Consider the following 20506-nt stretch of genomic DNA (forward strand, 5'->3'; position numbering starts at 1 on the left):
CAAAGGCTATGTCACAAAACAAAAAAATGAGCCTAACTACCCGTATCATGCTGGGCATGGTTTTGGGTGTTATTCTGGGTCTGTTGATACAAACCATTCTGGGCGATAAGCCCGAAGTTGCGATTCCTCTGGGCCTGTTCGATTTGCCAATCAAAGGCTTTTTCGTAGACGGACTGTTCCACATCGGTGGGCAAATTTTTATCGCCAGTTTGAAAATGCTGGTTGTTCCTTTGGTCTTTATTTCTCTGGTGGTCGGTACCTGTAGCCTGAGCGATCCTAAGAAGCTGGGTCGTCTGGGTGGTAAGTCCATTTTACTTTACCTCTCTACCACAGCCATCGCAATTACTGTGGCTATTTCTCTTGCCCTGCTGGTTAGCCCGGGTGGAGGCGTCGCAATTCCGACTACGGCGACCTTCGATGCACAGCAAGCACCAACGCTGGCACAGGTCATTATTGGCATGTTCCCGACTAACCCTATCAATGCAATGGCCAGCGGTAAGATGCTCCAGGTGATTGTCTTTGCTCTGCTGTTTGGTATTGCCATGGCGTTGAGTGGCGATGCGGGTAAACGTTGTGCCAAGGTGTTTGAAGATTTGAATACTGTGGTACTTAAGCTGGTTACCTTGCTGATGAACCTGGCCCCTTACGGTGTATTCTGTCTGATGGCCAAGTTATTCACCACCATTGAAATGGACTTGATTGTAGAACTTGGTAAGTACTTCCTGGTGGTGGTTGCTGCCTTGCTGATCCACGCCTTTGTTAACTACAGTATTTTGCTTAAAGTGCTGACCGGTCTGAGCCCACTCACTTTCCTGGCCAAGATGAAAGATGCGTGTATGTTTGCATTCAGTACCTCAAGTTCAAGTGCCACTATGCCAGTAACATTAGAAACCGCGACGAAAAAGCTTGGCGCACATAACTCTGTAGCCTCTTTCACAGTCCCGCTCGGTGCGACCATCAACATGGATGGCACTGCCATTATGCAGGGTGTGGCAACCGTGTTTATTGCCCAAGTCTTTGCTGTTGATCTAACTCTGAGCGACTATTTGATGGTTATTCTGACTGCCACGCTTGCCTCTGTTGGTACAGCAGGTGTACCAGGCGTAGGTCTGATTATGCTGGCCATGGTACTGAATCAGGTTGGCCTGCCGGTAGAAGGGATTGCCATCATTATGGGCGTAGACCGGCTGCTGGATATGACTCGTACTGCGGTGAATGTGACTGGCGACTGTATGGTCACCTGTGTGGTCGCAAAATCCGAAGGAGAGCTGGATATTGATGTGTTTAACGACGCCGATGCCGCCAAAGATCTGGAAGAAAACATGGATTTGGAAAAGCTGTCTAAAAAAGCTTAACTGAACACATAAACAAAAAAGGCAGGTCGCCTGAGCGCCCTGCCTTTTTTATGTCCATTTATCTAAGCTATTTTTTGTCGTGAATTGCATCCAGACGAGTCAACAGACTGGAAGTATCAAACCGACCTCCACCCAGCGCCTGAACATCCGCATAATACTGATCAACCATAGCGGTCAGTGACAGTGATGCACCATTACTGCGAGCTTCATCCAACGCAATGCCTAAATCCTTACGCATCCAGTCGACGGCAAAGCCAAAATCATACTCACCCGCGAGCATGGTTTTATAGCGGTTTTCCATCTGCCATGACCCTGCAGCTCCTTTGGCAATGGTCTCTACCACTTTTTCACCATCCAGTCCTGCCTGTTTGGCAAAGTGCAGGCCTTCAGCCAACCCCTGTACTACACCAGCAATACAAATCTGATTGACCATCTTGCACAACTGACCTGAGCCCACTTCTCCCAACAACTGGCTAAAACGGCTGAAAGCCGCCATTACGGGTTGCACACGTTCAAATACGTCGGGCTCGCCGCCTACCATCACGGTTAATACCCCATTTTCCGCGCCAGCCTGACCACCCGATACAGGCGCATCCAGGAAAGCCACACTTTGAGCTGCAGCACGCTCAGCAACTTCACGCGCTACTTTTGCAGACGTGGTCGTATGGTCAACTAATACCGTATTTGCTTCCATCCCAGCCAAAACGCCGTCTTCACCGTACACCACAGATCTGAGATCGTCGTCATTGCCTACGCACATAAAAACCAATTCTGCACCAGCGGCGGCTTCCTTGGGTGTCGGGGCGTATGCTCCCTCGTATTGTTCGGCCCAGCGCTGTGCTTTAGCGGTCGTGCGGTTGTATACAGTGACCTGATGACCTGCTTGTTGTAAGTGGCCGGCCATGGGGTATCCCATCACCCCCAATCCGATGAATGCGACTTTGACTGACATAAATTTGTCCTATTTGGCTGTTAAGCTAGAAAGATGGAGTTGTTATACCTGAGCCATCTAAGCATGGCAAATGAAAAATACCAGCTATGAATCAATTGATTAAAAAGAAAAAACATCAAGGAGCCTGACAGGATGGAGAACATATATCGTTTCAGCGTGAAACTACTGAATGGCGAGACGCTTACACTCAGATCCTTGCAAGGCAGACCCGTATTGATTGTCAATATCGCCAGTAAGTGTAGCTTTGCCCCTCAACTCAGTGCGCTGGAAAAGCTCTATAAAAAGTACCATCCGATGGGACTCGAAATTATTGCTTTTCCCTGCCATCAATTTGGCCGCAATGAACCGCTTGAAAACGAAATGCTCAGAGAGTTTTACCAGTCGCATTTTAATCTCAGTTTTCATATTTCAGAGAAAGTCCTGGTCAATGGCCCAGATGCCCATCCACTCTTTAATTACCTCAAGGTAAACACCCGAGGAATAGCGCAAAACCGCGCGATTAAATGGAATTTTACTAAGTTTTTAGTAAACTCAGAGGGCGTGTTGTTGTCCCGCTATGCACCCAGGACAAAACCCGAAACCTTAAAATCGATAATAGAGAGTCAAGTGTCCAATGAGAGTCGCCCTATTCAGTTCGCAAAAGTATGAGCTGCCATTTTTTGAGCATGCACTGAACCAGTTTCCTGATATTGAGTTTGAGTTTTTTGAGCAAGCACTGAACGATAAAACCGTTGCACTGGCGCAAGGGTTTGATGCCATTTGTGTGTTTGTGAACGATCAGGTTGATGCCAATGTGCTGGCCGAACTCGCTGAGCTGGGCGTTCAGAGTGTCGCACTGCGTTGTGCAGGCTTTAACAATGTCGATATCGAAGCGGCCCACGCCCTGGGCATTAAAGTCGTACGTGTGCCAGCCTACAGCCCTGAAGCCGTGGCCGAGCATTGTATTGCCCTGATGCTGACACTGAGCCGTAAAACTCATAAAGCCTACAACCGGGTACGAGAAGATAACTTTGATCTCAACGGTTTACTGGGTTTTAACCTGCACAACAAAACCGTCGGTATCATTGGCTGTGGTAAAATCGGCCAGGCCCTGGTTGCTATTCTCAACGGCTTTGGTGCGCATGTGCTGGTGTACGACCCGAATATCGGGGAAGGCTCTTACACTCAGGTTTCACTGGATATGCTGCTTGAGCAAAGCGACATTATCACCTTGCACTGTCCACTGACAGAGGCCACGCATCACATGATTGACGACGCGGCATTTGACAAAATGAAACAGGGCGTGATGCTGATCAACACCAGCCGCGGTGCGCTGGTAGACAGCAAGGCCTGTATTCGCGCCTTGAAATCCAGAAAGCTCGGCTACCTTGGCCTGGACGTGTATGAACAGGAGTCGGAACTGTTCTTTAAAAACCGCAGCGATGAAGTCATACAGGACGATGTCTTTATGCGCCTGGCAAGCTTTCAGAATGTGCTTATCACAGGGCACCAGGGCTTTTTCACCAAAGAAGCCTTAAGCGAAATCGCCCACACCACAGTGACTAACCTCAACGCCATTCGTACGGGGCAGGCGCTGGAAAATCAGGTTTGATTTACATCTACAAAAAAGCCTGGCATCGCCAGGCTTTTTTGTATTCAAACAACTGCTGTTACTTAAAGAAAGCCACATTAGCAAAAACAGCTGTCATCAGCACCGGGCAGACAAAGCGTACATACTGGGCAAACCAGTACATCTTGCCACTGCATTCCAGTGCCAGCTGGTTACCACGACGCCATACCCAGCCTACCGTGATAAAGTAGAACAAGCCCATCAGTGGCAACTGATAATGGGTTAAAATCTGGATCACCAGGCCAAACAGCCAGTCAAAATTAAGAATAATAGCGCCTGAGCTTATCAACAGTACAAAGGTCACCAGCCAGGTTGCCTGACCACGCTTAAAGCCATGATTTTCAACCAGGAACGACACCGGGATTTCGGTTGAAGAAATCGTGGATGTCAATGAGGCTATCGACATCAGCACAAAGAACGTCAGTCCGACGAACAAACCTATCTCGCCCATGGTTGCAAACAGCTCTGGCAGAATGGCAAAGATAAGCCTGCCCTCACCAACCAGTTTGCCATTTTGGAACACTTCCACACCATTATTCTGGGCAATAAATAAAGCCGGAATGATCAAAAGCCCTGCCAGAAAAGCCACGCCAGTATCCAGCATCGCAACGCTAAAAGTCAGTTTTGGCAGGTTTTCATTTGGTCTCAGGTAAGAGCCATAAATCATCATACAGCCAACCCCCAGAGACAATGAGAAAAACGCCTGTCCCATGGCGGCAATGATCAACTCAGGATCGCCTATTTTGCTAAAATCGGGCACAAGGTACGCTTTAAACCCGGCAGCAGCACCTTCTAACGTACCCATATACGCAATCAGCGCCACCAACAGCATAAGTAGCACTGGCATAAGTCGACGTGACCAGGTTTCAATTCCCGACTTCACCCCCTGTAAAATAATGCCGGCCGTCAGCAACAGCATCAGTGGGGTAAAGATAAAATTCCGTAAGGTCGAATCACCGGACAGAAAAGCGCTGGCTTCATCCCAGCCAACTAAACGTGCAAGCGGCTCGAGCGAATGTGCCAACATCCAGCCGGCTACAATAGAATAGAAACTGAGCATCACAATGGCACCGGCAAGGCCGATGTAACCCGCAGATGCACCAATTTTAGGCTGCTTTTCCTGCCAGGCTTGTTTCAATGCTTTAACCGGGTTGGCTTGTGCCTGATGGCCCAAATACAACTCGGTGTACAAAGCCGGTAATGCCAGTAAGAAAATAACGATAAAATAGACCAGCAAAAACGCCCCACCACCGTGGTTCGCTGCCTGAGTGGGAAACCCCCAAATATTACCAAGTCCGACTGCCGCACCGGCTGCCGCTAACACAAAGCCCAGACGGCTTTGAAAACCTTCACGCACTTGAGCCATAATCGAATGCCAAGTTAATTATTGTTGTAGACTGGCGATTATACGCACTTGTAAACAAATTGCGAGTGTCAGTTAGAGCAAATCGGAACAGCCAGAAATGGCGCGCATTTGCGCGCTCAAATCAGGACGGTATTGTGCTTACTGACATGATGTAGCAAACCCATAAACACCTCAGAACCTGGCTTAAAAACTCGAACCGGGCGTCTTTAAAAAAGCCAGCTCCTCTTCACTCGACGCCCGCCCTAAAATGGCGTTGCGATGGGGGTAACGGCCAAACTGTTCAATGATTTTTTTGTGCGCCAGCTCAAACTCGTAATTCGGCAAGGACTTAAACAAGGCATCTGCCTGCTGATGTACTTTAAGGCTCTCACTGTGCATGAAAGGTAAGTACATAAAGGTGCGCTGGGTTTTCTCCAGCTGTTGATCAAAGCCCTTTTCAATGGCATGTTGTGCCAGGCACAATGCCAATGGGTCGCTGGCAAAGGCAGCGGGTGTATCACGGAACATATTGCGGGAAAACTGATCCAGTACAATGATCTCGCACAGCGCCCCGACCGCAGTTTTGCGCCATTCGGTCAGCTCCCCGGCCATGGCCTGCTGGTGCAATTGTGCAAATCTGGCTGTAATTTTGTTATCAAACTGAGTCGATTTTTGCCACCAGTCCTGCTCCTGACATTCAACAAACCAGAACTGATAAATTTCCTGATATTCCATGGACACACCTGTGAGTAAGTAATTTTGCTTTCAGAGCGAGTATTACCCGCTCCTGATAATGTGTCCAGTCAGACTTGGCATCCGCCTGGTTTATGCCACTTCCAGTAAACGGCTATGGATAGCCTGAACCACGGCGTCCGATTCGGCTTGCTCAACCAAAAAGCACAGGTTGTGGCGACTCGCCCCGTGGCAGATCAAGCGAATATTAAAATCTGCCAATACCTGCATCAGGCTGGCTTCGCCATGACGCAACTGAATTTCAGAGCCAATCATAGCCACCAGGGTCAGGTTGTTCTCAACACTAACCTGGCAAAACTCACCCAGCTCATCCAGACACGCCTGCGCCAGTTCCGGACGCGTGGCATTGGGGGCATTGTCGAGTGTCAGTGCCACGCTGATCTCCGAGGTCGTAACCAAGTCAACCGAGATATTGTGTGCGCTTAAAATAGTGAAGATGCGTGCCAGGAAACCACTGGCTAACAACATTTCAGGGCTTTTCAGGGTCAACAAGATTTGATTCTTACGCTGAGTTACTGCGCGAATACCTGGTTCAGAGCGGTTGTTCTTTTCAATCCAGGTGCCACCGGCATGGGGATCTCTGCTCGAGCCAACAAACACCGAAATGCCACTGCGACTGGCCGGCAAGATGGTGGCCGGGTGCAATACTTTGGCGCCGAAGGTGGCCATTTCGGCAGCCTCATCAAAACTCAGCCGGGCAATCGGCCGTGCTTTGTGGCAAAGACGCGGGTCGGTGCTGAAGATACCCACAACATCCGTCCAAATGTGTACGCTTTGCGCCGCAATAGCCTCTGCCAGTAGCGCCGCACTGTAATCCGAGCCACCCCGTCCTAATGTGGTGGTTTGACCCTGATTATCGCTACCGATAAAGCCCTGAGTCACGACTACCTGCTGTGAAAGCTGCGGTGTCAGATGGGTCATGGCTGCGTCGCGCGTTGCAGCCACATCGGGTACGGCTTTACCAAACTGACGGTCGGTTTTCAGCACCTGGCGTACATCAAATCGGCCACTGGAAACGCCTAAATCTCTGAGTACCTGAGTGAACAGATAAGAAGAAAAACGCTCGCCAAAGCTCAGCATTTCGTCACATTGCTGTGCATCCAGCGCAGGTAATTGAGCCAGCGTATAAAAAGCCTCTTTTGTTTCATTAAAACCCGCTTCCAGGTCTGTATCGAGTGTCAGGCATGCCAGAATGTCCTGCTGGATCTCCATCACAGACTGAAACAGCGCCTCGCGCTCAGCCGCATCGACTTTTTGCTGTGTCAGGGTCACCAGGTGATTGGTCACACCGGCGCTGGCACTGACCACGACCACACGAACATCGGGGTTGTCATGGATAATGGCGGCGCATCGCTGCATGGCTTCGAAGTTTGCAACACTGGTGCCGCCAAATTTAGCAACGACATACTGGGAATTCATTTTATCTCCTTGGGATCACACGCAGCGATCAACATCAATAAGGAGAACTTGGCAATAGGATGGACTAACCATAAAGAAATGACCTCTGCCAGAAGCTCTCCACCTGAAAACGGTGACAGTCCCGAGGATTCAACCTCCAGGACCGAAAAATCATGCCGACGTAGCATGGTTTTCCTCGGCGAGTACCTCCCTCACTGATGATCACGGGTTATCGTCACCTCACATCAGCTACCTAAGCATCGCACCTCTTCTGCTTATTTTGCCGCGAACTAACTGAATCCCGGCAAAATAAAAGCCCGCATTTTAAGCGGGCTTGAAAAAGGTATCTTTTAGACGTCTAGGTGTCAAGTATTAAATTGACCCTGTCATTAAAGATTAAATAAATTGCCCCATAAAGAAAGCACCGGCATAACCTGCCGTATAGGCAATTAACAAATACAGGCTCATTCTTAAGTAACTCGTAAAGGTTAGAGCCTTCACTTTACTCATTGCAATGATCCCTGCCGCCGAGCCGATGATCAGCATAGAGCCGCCCACACCCGTCGCATAGGTAAAGGTCAGCCACTGCTGCGGGCTCATAACGATGTCTGCTTTGAGCAAAGCAGCCGTCAGTGGCACGTTATCAACCGCGGCACTCATCAGACCCACCAGATAGCTGGCATACTGAGGATCAACGAACTCATACAGCTGAGTGAACATATTAAGGACACCCACCTCTTTTAGCGCCCCAACCAGCAAAAGCACACCCACAAAGAACAACAAAGTGTCGTACTCAATTTCGCGAATATAATCGATGATCTTTTTGTTGACGTCCTTTTTGCGCATCAAAAACTGCGCCATCAAAAACATCACAGACAAGCCACACAAGAAAGTCAGCATAGGAGGAACCTGATATTGTACGCTCAGATACAGTGTGGTGAGCACGGTCGTCATAAAGATCACAGCAATTGTGATGTCCGTTTTCTCAATTCTACGCAGCGCTTGCTTTTCGAATACCAGCTGATCTTTCATACCGATTGACAAAAGCGTCGCCAGCAAAAGTACGCTGACAATGGAAGGCACTACCAGCAATAACAGATCCGGAATGGTTACCTTACCAGCGAGGAAAATCATCAATGTGGTCACGTCCCCGGTGATCAAAGACACACCGCCCGAGTTAACACTAAAGATGATCAATGTGGCATACTTGATAAGTTTCTTCGGATCGAGTTTTAGCGACATCACCACAGCCAGCGAGATAAGCGTAGCAGTAATATTGTCAGAAATAGAAGAAAACAAGAAAGCAAAGCCACCCACCAGAAACATCATTTTGCGTTCACTGATCTGGGTTGGCATAACCCGATGGACAATGTTTTGAATAAAACCTTTGGAGTTCAGATAGGCAACAAAAGTCATCGCAGCCATCAGGAATAACCACAAGGTGGCGATTTCCAGTATGTTGTGATCGAGCTGGTGTTGTATAGTTTCTGAGCTTTCGCCGTGGATAGGAGAGATAAATAGGATAATCCAACATAAAGTGCCAAAAAAAAGGGTCGTTTTGGCCTTGTTTACATGGATAATATCCTCTATAACGATAAGCACAAATGCGACCGCTATCAGGGTTAGGATAATGGACGTGACCATACGCGTAAACAACCTGTAATTAAAAGTAAAAATTGTGAAGGGTAACGTAATCGGCGCGGAGTCTATCACTTAGCCGCATTCTGTGCCACGAGTAGTTACACATTATGACAATTTTCTTACCTGATACCGTCACAAAATTGATACACACTGGAAAGCTATGATCCCAGCCAAAAAAGTATTAAATACGCTGAACGAACACTGGGGCGTCCTGGAGCTGCTTTTTAAACGCTTTAAGATGGCCGATTTCAGCCTCAAAGATGTACAAAACATCATCAAAATGAAAAATCCCAACTGGTCAAGCGAACGCATCTATAAAGAAACCAACCGATTGCTTAATCAGGAAATTATTATTCCGCTGGCCAAATCGTCACAGCTCGAAATTAACCGTGCCGTGGCCGACTTTGCCAGCTTTTTGTTACAAGAAGAACATCTTGGCCTGGCCGAAGAGATCACGGTATTAGTCAAAGATCTGCAACGTCTGGGCGAACGCTTAGCGCAGGCCGGCGATGAAGGCGACCACAGCGAATTGCGCCGTTTCAGTCGCATTATGGATGAGCGGGTACGTAAAATCGTCAAACTCTACCATCATAACGAAAGCGCCATCATGAACTTGGTCGAGCAGGCAAAGTCCGATCAGGGTAACCTGTCTTTGCAAAAACGCTACCGGGCCGTGATTGAGGCATTTGACGAATACATCGAACCTATGCTGGAAATGGTGGATATTCACGGGCCCTTTCAGGCCTGTTTCACCACCATTGAGCATCAGATCAGTGAACAAATTGCGCAAATTGAGCAACTGGGCCGGGGTGCACAAGACAAACGTATGCTTGAGCAACTGCGTACCCGGATCCTCGATATGCACTTAATCGGCCGCGAAAGTTTAGGTAAAAGCGCCGATATGCTGATGCCACTGCGTGAAGAACTCAGACGCAACACACTTATTACCCGCCAGGCGGCCAAAGTATTGGGTCTGATCCGTAAAAATGGCGTTGATCGCATGCTCGCGCCGGTGCAGCCGCACTTTGTTTCAGACATTCAGCGTTTCAGTCTCGGCCAGCAGCGCCATATGGTGGCTTATATGGCCAGCCTTAGCGAGTTTGAACACGAAGAATATCAGCTACCCGATCAGCAGGATGTGCCCGCTTATCAGAGCCCCAACATTCCGGATTATTCGGATGTGCGTAAATCGTTTAAAGGGTCTGGTAAAAAGCGCACCGCCCTGCTTGGCTTCCTGAACGAACAATACCCGGCACTGGAAGCCGATGAGATGCTGTTCCTGTACCAAAAGCTGATCAGCGATCCTGAACTGGACATCGCCCAGGATGAGCAACAGCAAACGATGCAAATCGCCAACACCCGCATTCGACTTTATCCGTTCAGTGCAGCGGACAAGCAATCAGATAACCACAATTAGTAATCACCATGACACAGATTAATCTAGACGAACTCAGCCAGTTACAGGCGATCAATAAGAAATTGGTCAGTGGCTACCATATCAGCGAACAGGACACCACACAGTGGCAGGAGCTGGACCAGCACATTGAGTCTTATCAGGCGCTGTTCAGCGCGCTTGGTCACGACCTGCAACACGACAGCCGGGGCTTTTATTATCTTGCCAGCGACGAAAGCACCCCCAACATGGGTAAGATCTCCCGGGCCATCGCGCTGACCGTATTTATCCTGATCGAGCATTTTGCCAACCAGGGTAAAGATCCTTTGCGCGCCCTGTTTGACGAAGTATTAGACCTGGAGCTGATGCAGACTCTGGTGCAGCTCAACAAACACCTGTTTGATCAGCTGGAGATTTTCTCAGGCTCAGATCTACGTAAAGACGTGTGTCTGCGCATGGTGCGCCTGGGTCTGGCGCGTGAAGTAGAACAAGGCTTTTCGCTGCTGGCACCGGTTTATCGTTATATCGACGCGCTGATGGAAGTGAACGAAGACAATTACGACACACTTGAGGATGAAGTATGAACAAGCTGTATGGTCTCAGTAAACTGGCCCTGCTCAACACCGCCGGTTATGCCAAGTGTGTGATCCCACTCGATAAAAGTGCATCTATCTGTGCGCCAAACAACACAGGTAAAAGCTCGGTTATCAATGCGCTTCAATTCCCGCTGATCAACGATTTACGCCTGACCGAATGGGATGGTCACGATCTGGAAGAAACCCGCAAGTTCTACTTTTCGAGCGATCAGTCTTATATCCTGCTTGAAGCCAACTTGCCCCATGGTGATGTGGTGATAGGCGTCGCGGGCTTAGGTAAAATTGCCGGCTATGCCCACCAGTTCTTTTGCTATAACGGCAAGCTGGATCTGGATGACTTTACCCAGGGCAAAAGCATCATAAAATACACTAAACTGTTCAATCACTTGCAGGAAAAAGGCTTTAGCCCAGTTGAGTTAAAAGCGGCCGAGCTGAATGCATTATTGACAGGTGGTGCAACGCCATACGATGGCGATATTAACCTCAAGATGATCCCGCTGAATAATGTTCAGGATGCCGCAGTATATAAAGAGATCTTCCGCCGTATCCTGAATCTGCACAAACTGGGTGCCCATGACGTAAAACGCTTTATGCTCAAGGTGTTTGAACGACATATGTCTAACTCTAAAGTCGACTTTTATGAAGTATGGCGTCGTGCATTTGATAAAGTAAACCGGTCTCGCCGTGAGCTGAATGCACTGGAGTCAATGCAAGAGCCCATAGCTGCGCTGGAGCAAATGATCGAAGGCGAAGCGACGCTCAAAGGCAAGCTTGCCGCCTATGCGCCCAAGCTCGACAAAGCCATTGTGGAATTTGATGAGTATCAACAGAGCCAGATTGGTGAGCTCACTGACCAGCTTGAAAATATCGAACAGGAAAAGCGCGAGTTTGAAGAAAAGCAGCAGCTGTATGTACAACAGTCACGTGATATTGAGCGCAAACAAACACAAATTGAACAATGGTTTACCGACTATCACGCGCTCAAATCCGAATTTGAGCTGACCAATCATGCCACGCTGAAAACCAACCTGACGCTACTGAAAAAAGAGTACGAACAACTGTCGTTCTCCATCAGCAGTGCTCAGGGTCAAAGTTTGCATACCCTGGATTACCGCATTGGCGAAACACAAAAGCAAATCAAGAGCCTGAAGCTACAGCTGAAAAACTTGGAGTTCAACCTCTTTACCCGAATGCGCGAAGATTTATCCCTCAAAGAAGTCGAAGAGATCTCGCGTATTCTTAATCCGGATATCTTGTCTTTTGCCACCACAGGTAAAGGTGAAGTTGAGATCAATGATGATGATGCCTTCGGTGATTTCCTGGCCCAGTTGTCTACGGCTGTTAAAGGCGGCGAACTTAAGCTACCTGGTGCGACTATTAAGCTGAAAAAGCTGACACCGGTACAAATGCAAAGTGGCGAAAACAAAGCACAATTGCAGGCAAAGTTAGACGCATTACAGCAGTCACTGCAGGAGCTGAAACAACAGCGCGAAGTGTCTGCCAATGTGGCTGAAAAGCAGCAAGAGCGGGACGCACTCTATGACGAATTGATGGCCACCGAAGCGGCAATGAAGCGCTTTGAGCAATTCCAGACCATGGCGCAGTCGGTGGAAGCACAGCAGGCATTGCAGGATCAGCTTCAAGCCGAACGTGAGCAGGTCGACGACTACCTGCAAGATGTACAGCGTAATGCTGGCTCCATTTCCGATCGCCGCTCTATTATCAAGAGCAAACAAGATTTGATCCTGCGCCAGGCAGATCGCCTGAAGCAAGTGAAGTCGGAGCGCATCGACCACACGCTGGACTTATACAGTGGTAAGCAAACCCCCTACCCGGTCGAGATCAACCTGGACTTTGACAACCTGGCGGAAGTGATCCATCAGTTCAACAAAGACTGTCAGGAGCTGCGTAACCTGGATGTGAATGTGCGCAATACTTATTTGCACATTTACAATGCTGGTATTACCAAGTTCGACAATGAAACGGACGACGCGACAAAATACGCCAAGCTGATCAGCGCCTATCACAACATAGACAACGAGCGTGATGCGGTGGAGCGCCAGGCACGGGTTGCACTGACTGAAGTTGCGGCGACCATTAAAGGCCTGCGTGAAGACTTAGATCGCCTGCGCCGGGAGATGAACAGCTTTAATAAGGGTATTAGTCAGCACCGCATCTCGAACCTCAAAGCGTTTAAGATCAATGTGATCCCAAGAAAAATGCTGGTCGAGAGTATCGATACCATTATCGCAACCTCCGACTTGTACGAGCAAGGCGAGAGCTTTGACTTACTAAGCGAGCAGCCAGCCGACAGTAATGCCGTTAACGAGGCCAAAGATCATATTATCAAACTGGCCAGCGATAAAGCCGGCCTGACGCTGACCGACCTGTTTGATATCCGCTTTGAGGTGGTCAACCGCACAGGCGATACCGAGCACTTTGATAAAATTGACTCTGCCGGTTCAAACGGAACGCGGATCACCATTAAGTTGTTGTGTGGTATGTTGTTTATCCGTTATCTGCTCTCCGATCAGGAGCAAGCGATGTATCGTATTCCGATTTACATTGATGAAGCAGCCGACATCGACCCGCAAAACCAGAAGGCAATCATCGAAACCGCCCTCAGCTTTGGCTTTGTGCCGATTTTTGCTTCAGTGAAACCGCAGATCAGCTGTGACTACCTGGTGCCAATCCGCAGCGTCAATCAGGGCAGCCAGAACTGGGTTGACGAGAAAGACTGGATCGAAGTCGAACACAATTGAGTACAGAAGGGCACAATTCAGTGCCCTTTTTTGTGATGATCTTCGTACTTTAACTGTCGTATACTAAGTTACGCTTTAGATTGAATGCTTTTAAGGAGTAAACCATGCTGAACCGACTGAAAAAACACCTTGTCAGCACCCGGACCTTTGCCGTTGTGGCAAGTTTACTGATGCTCAGCGCCTGTGGCACCACACCAGATTGGGACTACGACAAGTCGGTAGAATTTACCAACTATAAAACCTATGCCTGGTCAGCTGATGCGAGCTTAAAAGCTCGCCCGCAAAATTACCAGATCAACGGGCTGATGGAAAAACGCATCCGCAATGCCATCACTGAACAAATGGCCAAACAAGGTTTCAAGCTCGTGGATGCACCTGTGGCAGATATACTAATCAATTACCACGTGGCAGTGGATAAAAAGCTGGAAGTAGACACCTTTAAAGTCAGCTACGGCGCACGCTGGAATTATTGGGGCTGGGGTGTTGACCACCATACCACTGCACGAGAATATAAAGTCGGCACACTTGTGGTCGATATCATCGACCGTACTTCCAATCAGTTAATCTGGCGCGGTGCCAAAGAAAGCCGTTTGCGCGCGAAACAAACACCAGAGCAACGTACCGAGTCTGTTAATAAAACCATTGCCGAGATCCTGGCCAACTTCCCGCCTAAAGTTCAGCATTGATCAGCCACAAAAAAGCCAGTGCCTCTTTCAATTGCACTGGCTTTTTGCATTTTGGCTAAAGCGAATTAAAACTGATAGCCAAACTTCAGATACACCTGGCGACCCAAAGCGCTGTGGGTCTTGTTATCAATACCCATAGATTCAGAGGGAGCCAGGGGCGCCTCTTCATTAAACAGGTTTGATGCACCTAAAGTCACGGTTAGTTTTTCGTAGCCGACATAGCTTACGCTGGTATCAACCGTCGTCCAGGAATCGATTTCATATTTATCCCCATTGCTGTCTGCCAGGTCCAGGTTCTTATCAACATAGTTAAAACTCAGGTTAGCGACAAAGTCATCCATCGACCAGTCAACCCCGGCTGTCCAGCGGTATTTCGGGTGCTGGTACTCACCGTTAAGATCTTCAACAACCGTCGTAGTATTTCCGTCATCATCACTTTCAAAAGACTGCTCTTCGAAGTTCAGTGTATAAGTGAGGTTGTAGTTGAAGCGGAACTCACCCATATCAGAGGTATTAAGCAGGTATTCGATGTCTAAGTCCAGACCATCGGTTTCACGTCCGCCAATATTCACGAAGGTATCATTGATTGTCAGGATACGGCCTAAGGTGCTGCCCTGGCTGGGCGCACGCACAACCAAATTAGGATCGGTACCGCAACAGTCGACCAGCTTTTGCGCACCAATTTTCTTGATCAGGTCTTCCTGATCATAGTTCCAGTAATCCACGCCTACGCTGAAGGTGTCGGTCGCCTGCCAGATCACGCCCAGGTTGAAGTTCTCCGACTCTTCCGGTTGCAATTGCTTATTACCGGCAACGATGGCGGTATATTCGGTAGGCGAACAATCCACATCTGCACCTGTTTGCTGACAACGCTCTTTATCAATTACGCTGGGTGATTCGTCGGTGCGACCCAGGTGCAACTGAACGAGCGAAGGTGCGCGGAATGCCGTCCCCCAGGAACCTCGCACCACAACAGAATCTATCGGTGTCCAGCGAAAGGCGACTTTAGGATCTGTGGTATTACCAAAATCACTGTAGTCCTCGTGACGCAGTGCTAACTGAAGCTCAAGATTTTCCAGTAATGGCGCACTAAATTCCGCAAAGACCGCGGTATTGTCCCGGTCACCATTGGCTTGTGTCGCTTCGGTACCAAAAATTTCACCACGGATGTACTGACTATCCGGATTGTCTTCAATTTTCTCATAGCGGTGCTCAAAACCAAATGCCGCAGAGACATAACCATCTCCAAATTCAAATAGCTCACCGGAAATGGTGCCATCCAGTGACTGCATGGTCGAAGAACCATATCGAGTGGTTGTTGTCTCAAAGAAATCCAATCCAGCCTGAGTGTTTGTACTAGGCTCAAACGGGTTCCACAGACCCGTATCTATAGCTTGCTGAGCGCGCAATTTATTCGGGAAGCCGTCAAAGCCTTTTTCGACGGCACTGGAGCGGATTGCTGAATAAGCAAATTCCCATTCCCAGTCCTGCCACTGACCACGCATTCCCAACACAGCGCGATAGTATTCTGAATCAACATCTTTTTTACGGTTGCCGATGTCTACCGTGCGACGTCGCATAGAGATGTCTACACCATGAAGGAAGTGATCAGGCTGAGCAGCCAGGGGATGGTTTGGGTTGTCACCCGCCATGGTTAATTCAGTAAAACTCGGGCTTCCGGCGCCCTGAATAAAGGTCGAGGCATGCTGCGCCGAAAACTCAGCGAAGCCTTCAACACCGTCCATGATCTCCTGGACACCGTTGTAGTTAAAAGTCACTCGCTCGGTTGAAGGTACCAGGCTCATATGCGGTGCATAGTCATAACGACATACATCCCCAATTATCATGTCCGCTGGACAGACATCATTGCCCCATACGTCAGCAAACAGGGTTTGACGAACCTGAGTGCCGTCATCCTCTACCCGTACAACGGGTAAGCGCGCCCACTGTTCGTCAGTTAACATGTTACGAACCACTTCTACGCTACCGGGAAAGCCAGATGAGCTCAGTGAATTATTGCCGCCACGAAAACGTTGATCAGCCGTTGCTGTATAATCTCGGTCCGAGTAAAACACGTCGCCACGTTTGAAGTAATCAAGCGTAAAGTTGTGATGTCCTTTGCTGGTCGAATTGCCCCATAGCAAGGTGAAGTTCTGCTCTTCACCACCACCATCCGCTGTATCAGAGACTTTAGCCGCAACTTCAAAGCCATCGATGTCGTTACGTAGGATGATGTTAATAACACCTGCCACCGCATCTGATCCATAGGTAGCCGATGCACCATCTTTTAGTACATCAATACGCTTTACCGCAGAAACCGGGATGGTATTTAAGTCAACGAAAGACGTTTCTATGTCTTTTGCAAATGGGCTTACCGCCACTCGTCGGCCATTAATCAATACCAGAGTCGATGATGCACCCAGGCCACGTAACGCTACGCTGGAACCACCGTTGGCTGTGTCATCGCTGGAGTTGCCCTGAGTACTAAAAGTCCCCGTGCCAGCAACCGGTAGCTTTTGTAAAGCACCTATCAGATCAGTTGATCCTGTGGCAGCGAGATCGGATGCTGAAATAGTTTGAACCGGTGAAGGCCCTTCCATATCTGAGCGTTTAATGTGTGACCCCGTCACCTCAATGCGTTCAACTTCACCTTCTTCCGCCATGGCAGCCTGTAAGCTGCCTGCAAGTACTGTTGAGACCGCAAGTGCAGTCAGTGTAATCCCCTTTTTCATTCTTCCTCTTCTCCATAGTGTTAATTATATTTGTAATAGCCAAACATTTTATAACATATGAAAAACACTTTAAGAACATATATGCAATATAAAAGAGAAACAAATTAATACAGGAGTTACATTCAAGCATGTAAATTACATGGAAACCCGCCCGGTGATACTCTGAAAAATACGTTTACGGCAAGATCAAAAAAGCCCGCTTTGCGGGCTTTTTATTGCATTTATTGCGAACAGTTAGATAGCAGTATTATTGATATTTTTAATAAACTGTCTAACAGGGACATCATTGCATTTCAGGTTACGTGCCTGGAAACTCGATTTATTCAGACTTGAAAGCCCCTCTTTAGCTGCTTTAAGACAAAGCTTAGTTGCATCCGTGCCATTTTTAGCAACAAGCTCTACTTTTGCTTGGGTCGCTGTAGACTCAGTTTGCGCCAGCTTAGCGAATGAACGAATATCTTCACCGTTACACTCAAGCGTCTTAGAAAAACGTGATACGAACACACCGTGCTTGGCTCCGTATGCACGTGCAGCACTCAGACCTTGCTCCGCTGCAATAGCACATACTTTAGATTCTGGTGATGCGTCAGCGCTCACAACCAGTGCCTTAGAGGCCGCTGTAGCAGAAAAAGATGCAACCGAGATCAGTGTAACAAGAGAGAGAGACTTAAACATAATTTACCCCAAATGAACGAATTGATGCGCATTATATATACAAGTTTTAGCGTGTAAATGGTAAAAACAAACTTTTTTGAACATTTAATAGCCTATTCACAACTCACTAATCAGGCGCTTTAAAGCAGTTACAATTTTCGCGTTCATTAACAATTTTTGGCGTCGCAATTCCCAATTTTTAAAACAGCCAAAGAGCCAAACTATCGCCCCGTATTCAGTCCAAACATACCAGCTAAATTCACACCTCCCCCCTGCATTCACGCCGACAAAAATGATAGACTTAGCACCACTGACTATATGCAAATAAAGAACAACAACGATGAAAGTTATCTCATTCAATATAAACGGCCTGCGCGCTCGCCTGCACCAGCTACAAGCCCTGATCGATAAGCACCAGCCCGATGTTATCGGCTTGCAGGAAATTAAAGTGCATGACGAAGCCTTCCCGGTCGCTGATGTTGAAGCGATGGGCTACCACGTCTATTTTCATGGTCAAAAGGCCCACTATGGTGTAGCGCTGCTCTCTAAGAAGCCTGCAAAGCAGATCCAAAAGGGCTTTGCGACAGACACTGAAGAATCACAAAAACGCATGATCATTGGCACCTTTGAAAGCGACGGCGGTGAAGATATCACTATCATGAATGGTTACTTCCCCCAGGGTGACAATATCAACCACGAGACCAAGTTTCCGTACAAACGTCAGTTCTATGCCGATCTGATGACTCATCTGAACAGCACTGCCGATAACGGAGAACACCTGATAGTCATGGGCGATATCAATATCTCTCCGATTGACTTGGATATTGGCATTGGCGAGCCCAACCGCAAACGCTGGCTGAAAACCGGTAAGTGCTCGTTCCAGCCCATCGAACGTGAATGGCTGCAAACATTGCTGGACTGGGGCCTCAAAGATACCTTTCGCGAGCTGACGCCGGACGCCTGCGAAAAATACTCATGGTTTGATTATCGCTCTAAAGGCTTTGACGACAATCGCGGTCTGCGTATCGATGTTGTCCTGGCTACTGAGTCTTTGATGGCAAAATGTATTGAAAGTGACATTGATTACGAGCTGCGCGGTATTGAGAAGCCATCAGATCATGCGCCAATCTGGGCGACTTTTGTTCTGTAACTAATATGTTCACCGCGCTTATCGCCATGGGCCTGTTCGCCCTGAGCATCAACAAACAACAGTACCAGGCTCTACTACAGACGCCAGCAAGACAAACCGGCGTGCTGGCCAGTGCGCTGGTGCTGGCGCTGTTGTGGCAGATCCAGGCTGGGATTTTGCCCCAGCTATCTATTCATATCCTCGGGATCACAGCGGTAACGCTCACGCTTGGCTGGCATATGGGCCTGTTGTGTAGCACCCTGGCCACGCTGCTCAGTTATTTCTTTGGCCCTATGCCCATCGACAACCTCTGGACATTTTGGCTCTTTACAGCCCTACTCCCGGTCTATCTGAGTTATGGCTTGTTTTTACTTTGCTACCACTTTCTCAACCGTCACTTTTTTGTCTATATCTTCGTCTGTGCATTTTTGTGTGGAGGTCTGGTAGCAGCCAGTAAAATAGCGATAAGTGCACTGTATTACCTCAGTATCGGGCTGTATGACTGGCCTGTACTGGTCGACAACTACATTTTTTATGCGGTCATCATGTGGTTCCCAGAAGCAATGCTAAATGGGATGGCTATTACTTTGCTGATCACTTACCGACCTCACTGGGTCAAAACCTTTTATGATAGGGATTACTTAGATAAATGACGCTGCATTATCGCTGCCCCATTTGCTCGGCACCTCTGACTGAACAAAACAAGACGCTTCGTTGTGAGCACAATCATCAGTTTGATGTGGCCAAAGAAGGCTATGTTAACCTGTTACCAGTCCAATTTAAAAACTCCCGCCAGCCTGGTGATAACCTGGATATGGTGCAGGCCCGGCGGGCCTTTTTTGCTACCGAGCACTATCAGTTTTTACAGGCCCATCTCGCACACACCATTTCAGCTATGCCATGCGAGTCTGTCATAGACATGGGCTGTGGAGAGGGCTTTTATACTCAGGCCATTGCCAGCGCACTACCTGAATCCAGCCAGGTGTTTGGTGTGGACATTTCTAAACCGGCTATCAGATACGCCGCAAAACGCTACCCTCAGGTCCGCTTCAGTGTCGCTTCGATTAAAGATGCGCCATTTTTAGCTGGACAGGCCGATGTGCTGTTGAGTGTGTTCGCCCCCGTGTTTGCTGAGGAAATGGCTCGCCTGCTAAAGCCCGAAGGACAATTATTGGTTGTCAGCCCGGGACCTAAGCACCTGTATGAGTTAAAACAACATATCTATGATGACGTTCGCCTGCACGACGCGCCAGATTGTCCGTCAGGATTTGTTGAAGTGGAACAGCTTCACCTGGAGCAAACACAGCAAGTGGCCACAGAGGTTATTAAGCACCTGATTAAGATGACCCCATTCGCGTGGAAGTTCAAAGAGAGCCACTATCAAACGCTGGAACAAGCGCCAAACCACCAGGTCACCTTTTCTTTCTTGGTAACCCGCTATCAAAAGTCCTGAGCAGGCTGTCGTCAACACTCATACCAGATAAAAGAAAACCTCTGAGCT

At 48.4% G+C, this 20506-nt stretch carries 17 protein-coding genes and 1 riboswitch; of the genes, 10 read left to right on the forward strand and 7 right to left on the reverse strand.

Translation table 11 applies throughout. From position 1 onward, the window contains the following. The first annotated feature begins 8 nt into the window (after positions 1-8). Positions 9-1355, forward strand: coding sequence for a dicarboxylate/amino acid:cation symporter (locus CWB98_RS22175; protein WP_138546783.1), 1347 nt, complete (start codon positions 9-11; stop codon positions 1353-1355). A gap of 67 nt (positions 1356-1422) precedes the next feature. On the opposite strand, the gene CWB98_RS22180 is transcribed toward CWB98_RS22175, so the two are convergent. Then, complete coding sequence (locus tag CWB98_RS22180) at positions 1423-2307, reverse strand: NAD(P)-dependent oxidoreductase (RefSeq protein ID WP_138546784.1); 885 nt, start codon at positions 2305-2307, stop codon at positions 1423-1425. 132 nt (positions 2308-2439) lie between these two features. On the opposite strand from CWB98_RS22180, the gene CWB98_RS22185 reads away from it, so the two are divergent. Together CWB98_RS22185 and CWB98_RS22190 are read left to right on the forward strand one after the other, a co-directional pair. Next, on the forward strand, positions 2440-2955 hold the full coding sequence (locus CWB98_RS22185; protein ID WP_138546785.1) for a glutathione peroxidase: 516 nt from the start codon (positions 2440-2442) through the stop codon (positions 2953-2955). Next, on the forward strand, positions 2921-3898 hold the full coding sequence (locus CWB98_RS22190) for a 2-hydroxyacid dehydrogenase (RefSeq protein WP_138546786.1): 978 nt from the start codon (positions 2921-2923) through the stop codon (positions 3896-3898). Before CWB98_RS22185 ends, CWB98_RS22190 begins: the two co-directional genes overlap by 35 nt. A gap of 58 nt (positions 3899-3956) precedes the next feature. On the opposite strand, the gene CWB98_RS22195 is transcribed toward CWB98_RS22190, so the two are convergent. The 4 genes from CWB98_RS22195 to nhaD form a co-directional block, all read right to left on the reverse strand. Beyond that, positions 3957-5282 carry a sodium-dependent transporter gene (locus CWB98_RS22195; RefSeq protein WP_138546787.1) on the reverse strand — a complete coding sequence of 442 codons (1326 nt, stop codon included), beginning with the start codon at positions 5280-5282 and terminating at the stop codon, positions 3957-3959. A 183-nt stretch (positions 5283-5465) separates the two neighbouring features. Continuing rightward, the gene (locus CWB98_RS22200) at positions 5466-5996 is read right to left on the reverse strand and encodes a DUF924 family protein (protein ID WP_138546788.1); all 531 of its coding nucleotides are present in this window, start codon (positions 5994-5996) and stop codon (positions 5466-5468) included. 90 nt (positions 5997-6086) lie between these two features. Beyond that, on the reverse strand, positions 6087-7433 hold the full coding sequence (gene lysC / locus CWB98_RS22205; RefSeq protein ID WP_138546789.1) for a lysine-sensitive aspartokinase 3: 1347 nt from the start codon (positions 7431-7433) through the stop codon (positions 6087-6089). Between the two features lie 84 nt (positions 7434-7517). After that, a riboswitch (Lysine riboswitch) is annotated at positions 7518-7691 on the reverse strand. 117 nt (positions 7692-7808) lie between these two features. Further along, positions 7809-9056 carry a sodium:proton antiporter NhaD gene (gene nhaD, locus CWB98_RS22210; protein WP_138546790.1) on the reverse strand — a complete coding sequence of 416 codons (1248 nt, stop codon included), beginning with the start codon at positions 9054-9056 and terminating at the stop codon, positions 7809-7811. Positions 9057-9213: 157 nt separating this feature from the next. Here nhaD and CWB98_RS22215 point away from each other — a divergent pair, with 157 nt between their 5' ends. The 4 genes from CWB98_RS22215 to CWB98_RS22230 all read left to right on the forward strand — a co-directional run bounded on the left by CWB98_RS22215 (position 9214) and on the right by CWB98_RS22230 (position 14490). Continuing rightward, a complete protein-coding gene (locus CWB98_RS22215; protein WP_138546791.1) occupies positions 9214-10470 on the forward strand; it encodes a hypothetical protein in 1257 nt (418 codons plus the stop codon). Positions 10471-10478: 8 nt separating this feature from the next. Further along, positions 10479-11030, forward strand: a complete 552-nt coding sequence (locus tag CWB98_RS22220) for a condensin complex protein MksE (protein ID WP_054016843.1) — start codon at positions 10479-10481, stop codon at positions 11028-11030. Continuing rightward, positions 11027-13804 carry an ATPase gene (locus CWB98_RS22225; protein ID WP_138546792.1) on the forward strand — a complete coding sequence of 926 codons (2778 nt, stop codon included), beginning with the start codon at positions 11027-11029 and terminating at the stop codon, positions 13802-13804. The genes CWB98_RS22220 and CWB98_RS22225 overlap by 4 nt, the downstream gene beginning before the upstream one ends. Before the next feature lie 104 nt (positions 13805-13908). Beyond that, positions 13909-14490, forward strand: a complete 582-nt coding sequence (locus tag CWB98_RS22230; protein WP_138546793.1) for a DUF4136 domain-containing protein — start codon at positions 13909-13911, stop codon at positions 14488-14490. A 65-nt stretch (positions 14491-14555) separates the two neighbouring features. Here CWB98_RS22230 and CWB98_RS22235 read toward each other — a convergent pair whose 3' ends face one another. Then, positions 14556-17222, reverse strand: coding sequence for a TonB-dependent receptor plug domain-containing protein (locus CWB98_RS22235; RefSeq protein ID WP_138546794.1), 2667 nt, complete (start codon positions 17220-17222; stop codon positions 14556-14558). Positions 17223-17456: 234 nt separating this feature from the next. Beyond that, positions 17457-17897: an exonuclease III gene (locus CWB98_RS22240; protein WP_138546795.1), complete on the reverse strand. Its 441-nt coding sequence runs from the start codon at positions 17895-17897 to the stop codon at positions 17457-17459. A 319-nt stretch (positions 17898-18216) separates the two neighbouring features. Between CWB98_RS22240 and xthA the strand changes: the two genes are divergently transcribed. From xthA to rlmA, 3 genes are read left to right on the forward strand one after another with little or no spacing between them, the layout of a single operon-like run. After that, positions 18217-19026: an exodeoxyribonuclease III gene (gene xthA, locus CWB98_RS22245; RefSeq protein ID WP_138546796.1), complete on the forward strand. Its 810-nt coding sequence runs from the start codon at positions 18217-18219 to the stop codon at positions 19024-19026. A 5-nt stretch (positions 19027-19031) separates the two neighbouring features. After that, complete coding sequence (locus CWB98_RS22250) at positions 19032-19658, forward strand: energy-coupling factor ABC transporter permease (protein WP_138546797.1); 627 nt, start codon at positions 19032-19034, stop codon at positions 19656-19658. Then, the gene (gene rlmA / locus CWB98_RS22255) at positions 19655-20458 is read left to right on the forward strand and encodes a 23S rRNA (guanine(745)-N(1))-methyltransferase (protein WP_138546798.1); all 804 of its coding nucleotides are present in this window, start codon (positions 19655-19657) and stop codon (positions 20456-20458) included. Before CWB98_RS22250 ends, rlmA begins: the two co-directional genes overlap by 4 nt. Positions 20459-20506 lie beyond the last annotated feature (48 nt).

Source organism: Pseudoalteromonas rubra (assembly GCF_005887115.1).
In the GTDB taxonomy this organism is placed as follows: domain Bacteria; phylum Pseudomonadota; class Gammaproteobacteria; order Enterobacterales; family Alteromonadaceae; genus Pseudoalteromonas; species Pseudoalteromonas rubra_F.